The sequence below is a fragment of the Synechococcus sp. R8-2 genome (genome assembly GCF_047461715.1).
In the GTDB taxonomy this organism is placed as follows: Bacteria; Cyanobacteriota; Cyanobacteriia; order Thermostichales; family Thermostichaceae; genus Thermostichus.
This window is the reverse complement of the sequence record NZ_JANSHQ010000649.1, coordinates 1-4,413: the sequence shown is the minus strand read 5'-3', so window position 1 is coordinate 4,413 and position 4,413 is coordinate 1. Positions and strand designations below refer to the sequence as shown.

Genomic DNA, 4,413 nt, shown 5'->3' with positions numbered 1-4,413 from the left:
GCCTGGAGACCCCCGCGGGTTTCCTGCTCCTCTGTCCGCACCTGCTCTGGGCAGCGCTGAGCCATCGAGGCCAAAACCGTATCTTCCCCTTGGGTAAAGGCGTAGTCGAGGCCATTGGCCCGGGCCACCACAATCGGGATCCCAATCTCCCCTTCCAGCTTCTGGGCTAGGCCCTCCAGATCCATTTTGATGATCTCGGTGGTGCAGGTGCCGATCCAAACAATCACGCTGGGATTGCGATCTCGTTGAATTTGCAGGCACAGCCGCTTCAGCTCCTCATAGTCGTTGAGCTTGGCGCTAATATCCCCCTCTTCCAGCTCCGCCATGGCATAGCGGGGCTCGGCAAAGATCATCACCCCCATGGCGTTTTGCAGAAAGTAGCCACAGGTTTTGGTGCCGATGACCAAAAAGAAGCTGTCTTCAATTTTTTGATAAAGCCAAGCTACACAACTAATCGGGCAAAAGGTATGGTAGTTGCCGGTTTCGCACTGAAAGTTAAGGGCATTGGCACTATCCAAAGCAGCATTCATGCTCGTCTCCTAAAAACATATAAAGAAGGGAACGTTGCCAACTAGAGGGCTACCAACTGGGGCACACCCACCAATTTTTCGCTGAGATCCCAAAGCAGTTTGGCCTTGGCATCGTCCGCCGCCTCGTCAGAGACTTCTTGGTTAAAGGGCTTGGCATTCTTGCGTTGCCGGTTGCCCCAGCTCCAGTAGAACCCCGACCGACGAAACTCGGGATCGGCCACCACTTGGGCCACCCGCTCTCCGGCCAATTCCTGAGAAACAAATCCGCCCGTGATGTTTTTTTGAAACCAGGGGAAAAGTTTTTGAAACAGGGGATAGTGATGGCGGAACAGAGCCGTGGTGGCTACACACCCCGGATAGAGGGAGAGGAAGGTGATGCCAGTGCTTTCGTGGAAGCGGCGGTGCAGCTCGCGCATGGTGAGGATATTGCAGACTTTGCTGTCTTTGTAGGCTTTCACCGGTTCAAATTTGCCGCCGTCCGCCATGCTGATGGGATCCTTGAAGCCCTGGGCAAACCCCCGCAGATCCCCCAGGTGGGGTTGGGGTGGGATCTTACCCCCCAGCTCTTTGGGATTGTGGGTAACCGTGCCCAAGATCACCAGCCGCCGATCCGGATAGGTGGAGCGTTTCAGATCCTCCAGCATCAAGTGGCAGAGCAAGAAATGCCCCAGATGGTTGGTGGCCATGGTCAGCTCATATCCTTCCGGGCTGCGCAGGGGCTGCTTGAGCAGGGGCATGTAGATGGCGGCATTGCAGACCAAGGCGTCCAAGGAACGGCCCCAGTTGCGGAACTGCTCGACAAACCGCCGCACGCTGGCCAAGCTGGCTAGGTCGATCTGCATCAGGGTATAGCTGCCCTGGGGGATCCCCACTTGTTGGGCCACCCGGTAGGCTTTGTCCAGATCCCGACAGGCCATCACCACGTGCCAGCCGCGCTTGGCCAAGGCCAAAGCTGAGTATAGGCCAACACCCGAGGAAGCTCCGGTAATCACGACGGTGGGTTGCTCTTGTCCTTGCATATCCAACTCCTGTGCCATTTCCTTCCCAAAGCGGGATCCCCAGGGATCCCTGCAGGATCCATCTTGGAGTGGAAAGCGGATCGGACAACAAATTGATAAGGTTTGCGACGGTTTTCCGAAACAGTGGCTTCATCTTTGGACACACTGCCCAAGCCGGCAGGGGATCCCTTACACCAAGGCCAGTTGGCGGGCTGGAGTGTTGTAAAAGTCGGAGAGCAAAGCAAACAGCTCCCGATCCTCGGCAGGTTGGGGCACGATCCCTTCCGGACGGGCCAGCAGCTCATCGGCGATGTTCAGGTAGTACTGGCAGACAGGCTCCAGGCTGGGATCGGTTTCCGCCATCTCGAAGAGGGTTTTGCCCTTGACCCGCGAGACGCGAATATCTTCAATGAGGGGAAGCACCTCGATAACCGGCATGGGAACTGCCGAGACGTATTTGTCAATCAGATCCCGCTTACTGGTGCGATTGCCGATCAGCCCGGCCAACCGCAGCTTGCGGGTTTTGGCCTTTTCTCGCACCGAGGCAGCAATCCGATTGGCGGCAAACAGGGCATCAAAGCCGTTGTCGGTTACGATCAGGCAGTAGTCGGCGTAGTTGAGGGGAGCCGCAAAACCGCCGCACACCACATCCCCCAGCACATCGAAGAGGATGACGTCGTACTCATCGAAGGCATTCAGCTCCTTCAGGAGTTTGACGGTTTCCCCCACCACATAGCCGCCACAGCCGGCCCCTGCCGGGGGCCCACCCGCTTCCACGCAGTCCACGCCGCCGTAGCCGCGGTAGATCACATCTTCTGGGTAGATGTCTTCGTGGTGATAGCCCTTGGCTTCCAGAGTGTCGATGATGGTGGGGATGAGAAAGCCGGTCAGGGTGAAGGTGCTATCGTGCTTGGGATCACAGCCAATCTGCAAGACCTTTTTGCCCCGCCTGGCCAAGGCCACCGAGATGTTGCAACTGGTGGTGGATTTGCCGATCCCACCTTTTCCGTAAACCGCCAACTTCACAGCGCGTTCCTCCATGGGGCAGACAAGGGACATTATCGGCAGCCGATCCGCCCCCTGAGAACTGTTGCGAAGGATAAAGGTGGATCCCTCAAAAAGCTAGAAGTTCCCAGATCTTGCAAATGGTCCTAAGAAAGTTCCCAGGGCTTCTCAAGTCGATTTTTGATGTTTTTCCCGATTTTAGTTTTAGATATACTTTCATCAGTGATCAAAAGAAAACAATTCCAGATGACAATTCACCCAAATCGGGAAGGATTCAGCTATGCCATGGCGCTGATCCCGTCCTCTTGGCTTGGCGCTGAGGCAGGTCTGAGTCGAGAAAGAATCAAGAATGATCTCAATTCTCCGGGGAAGGTGGGGGGAACCCTTCGCTCTCAGGGATCAAAGGCAAACGTAACTCGCACCGCTCCTGCAGAATCCACCTCGATACGGCGCAGGAATTCCCGCAGGTAGGCACGCCGTTCGGTCTCGCTGAGGTCTTGCCAGAAGGGGGGGATGGAGAGGGTTTGGATGGTCTGGGTGAGGTTGGCGGGGGGGAGTTGCTCCAGCTTTTGGGCCAAGCGGGCCGTCTCTGCTCGCAACTGGTAGCGACGCTGGGCCAGAGAGGCTTCGTCCATCAGTCCAGATTGCTGTAGCTCTTCCAATTGCTGCAGCCGCTCGGCGTTGGCCTGGATTTGGGCTTGGAGCTCTTGGCGGACTTGGGTGAGGGCTTGTCGATCCAGCGTCTGGGCGCGTTGGGGCAGTTGTTCGCACACCTGCCGGATCACCTCCTGCAGGACTTCGGTGTAGGGGAGGCTGTAGCGACAGGTTTGGCAGCGCAGATAGAGGTAGGGGGATCCGTTCTTTTTCCCCTTGCGAGGGGTGGTTTGCACAATGCGCAGAAGGCTGCCACAAGCGCAGCAATGAACCAGGCCGGCCAAAGCGCGGGGAGCACTGGCGCTGCGGCGAGGGATCCCTTGGTTGCGTTTGAGCCAGCGATCGATCTGGGCGGCTTCCGTGCGGCTGAGAAGGGCCGGGTGAGTGTCCCGCAGGGTGGTGCCGTCGGCATAGGCCAGATCCCCGCGGTATACCGGGTTGAGCAGCCAGTTGCGTCCGGTAGCCACAGAAATCCGCTTGTGGTGTTTTTCCTCCAAGAAGCGCACCGCCTGCCGCAGGGATCCGTAGAGGAGAAAGTGCTGGAAAAAATCCTGAACGATGCTGGCCTGCCGGCGATCCAGCACGTAGCGTTCCCCTTCGCGGCGGTAGCCAAAGGGGGCAGGGCCAGGGGGGGGTTTGCCCGCCAGGCGGTTTTGGGCTTGGCTGCAGCAGAGGCGGCGGCTTTGCAACTGATGGGGGATCTCGGCCAGCAGGGGGATCCAATCGGCAGCCTTGGTGGGGGTTTGCAGGCCGGATTCGGTGACCAAGCTGAGGCGGATCCCGGAGTGTTGGATTTGCAGCAGCCGCTCGTGAATTTCATCCGCCCGATCCCCCAGATCCGCCAGGCGCAAGAGCAGCACTTCCTGCACCCAGCCGGCTGTGATGCGCCGGAACAGCTCCTCCAGATAGGTTCGGGATCCCCAATCGTGCAGGATGGGATCGGCCCCTCGCCCCTGGAGCCAGGCCAACTCCTGTTCCGGCAAAGGAGCATGGGAAGGCGTGTAGAGGTAGCCGCAAACGCTCATGGACAAGCCATTCAACTATTGTCACCGCCGCTGCGCCAGAACGGAATCAAGCACCTGGCGAATGTTGCCCTGGGCCTGTTGCAAGTGCTGACGAGCTTCCTGAGCAGAGCACCCCATCAAGGCCACAAGGATGGCGGTTTTCACCTCTCCATCACAAGCCTGCAGCAATTGGGCAGCCGTAGTGGGATCCAGATCGCAGGC

4 protein-coding genes and 1 pseudogene are annotated in these 4,413 nt (G+C 58.3%); all 5 read right to left on the bottom strand.

The window, feature by feature from the left end; translation table 11 throughout:
- The coding region (locus NW819_RS13495) for a nitrogenase component 1 (RefSeq protein WP_414414058.1) at positions 1 to 530 on the bottom strand (530 nt) is incomplete at its 3' end.
- Positions 531 to 571: 41 nt separating this feature from the next.
- Positions 572 to 1,549, bottom strand: coding sequence for a protochlorophyllide reductase (locus NW819_RS13490; protein ID WP_414414057.1), 978 nt, complete (start codon positions 1,547 to 1,549; stop codon positions 572 to 574).
- Between the two features lie 168 nt (positions 1,550 to 1,717).
- A complete protein-coding gene (gene bchL, locus NW819_RS13485; protein WP_041437180.1) occupies positions 1,718 to 2,554 on the bottom strand; it encodes a ferredoxin:protochlorophyllide reductase (ATP-dependent) iron-sulfur ATP-binding protein in 837 nt (278 codons plus the stop codon).
- A 371-nt stretch (positions 2,555 to 2,925) separates the two neighbouring features.
- Positions 2,926 to 4,212, bottom strand: a complete 1,287-nt coding sequence (locus NW819_RS13480; protein WP_414414056.1) for a recombinase family protein — start codon at positions 4,210 to 4,212, stop codon at positions 2,926 to 2,928.
- 21 nt (positions 4,213 to 4,233) lie between these two features.
- Positions 4,234 to 4,413, bottom strand: a pseudogene (locus NW819_RS13475) (N-acetylmuramic acid 6-phosphate etherase); the annotation flags it as partial.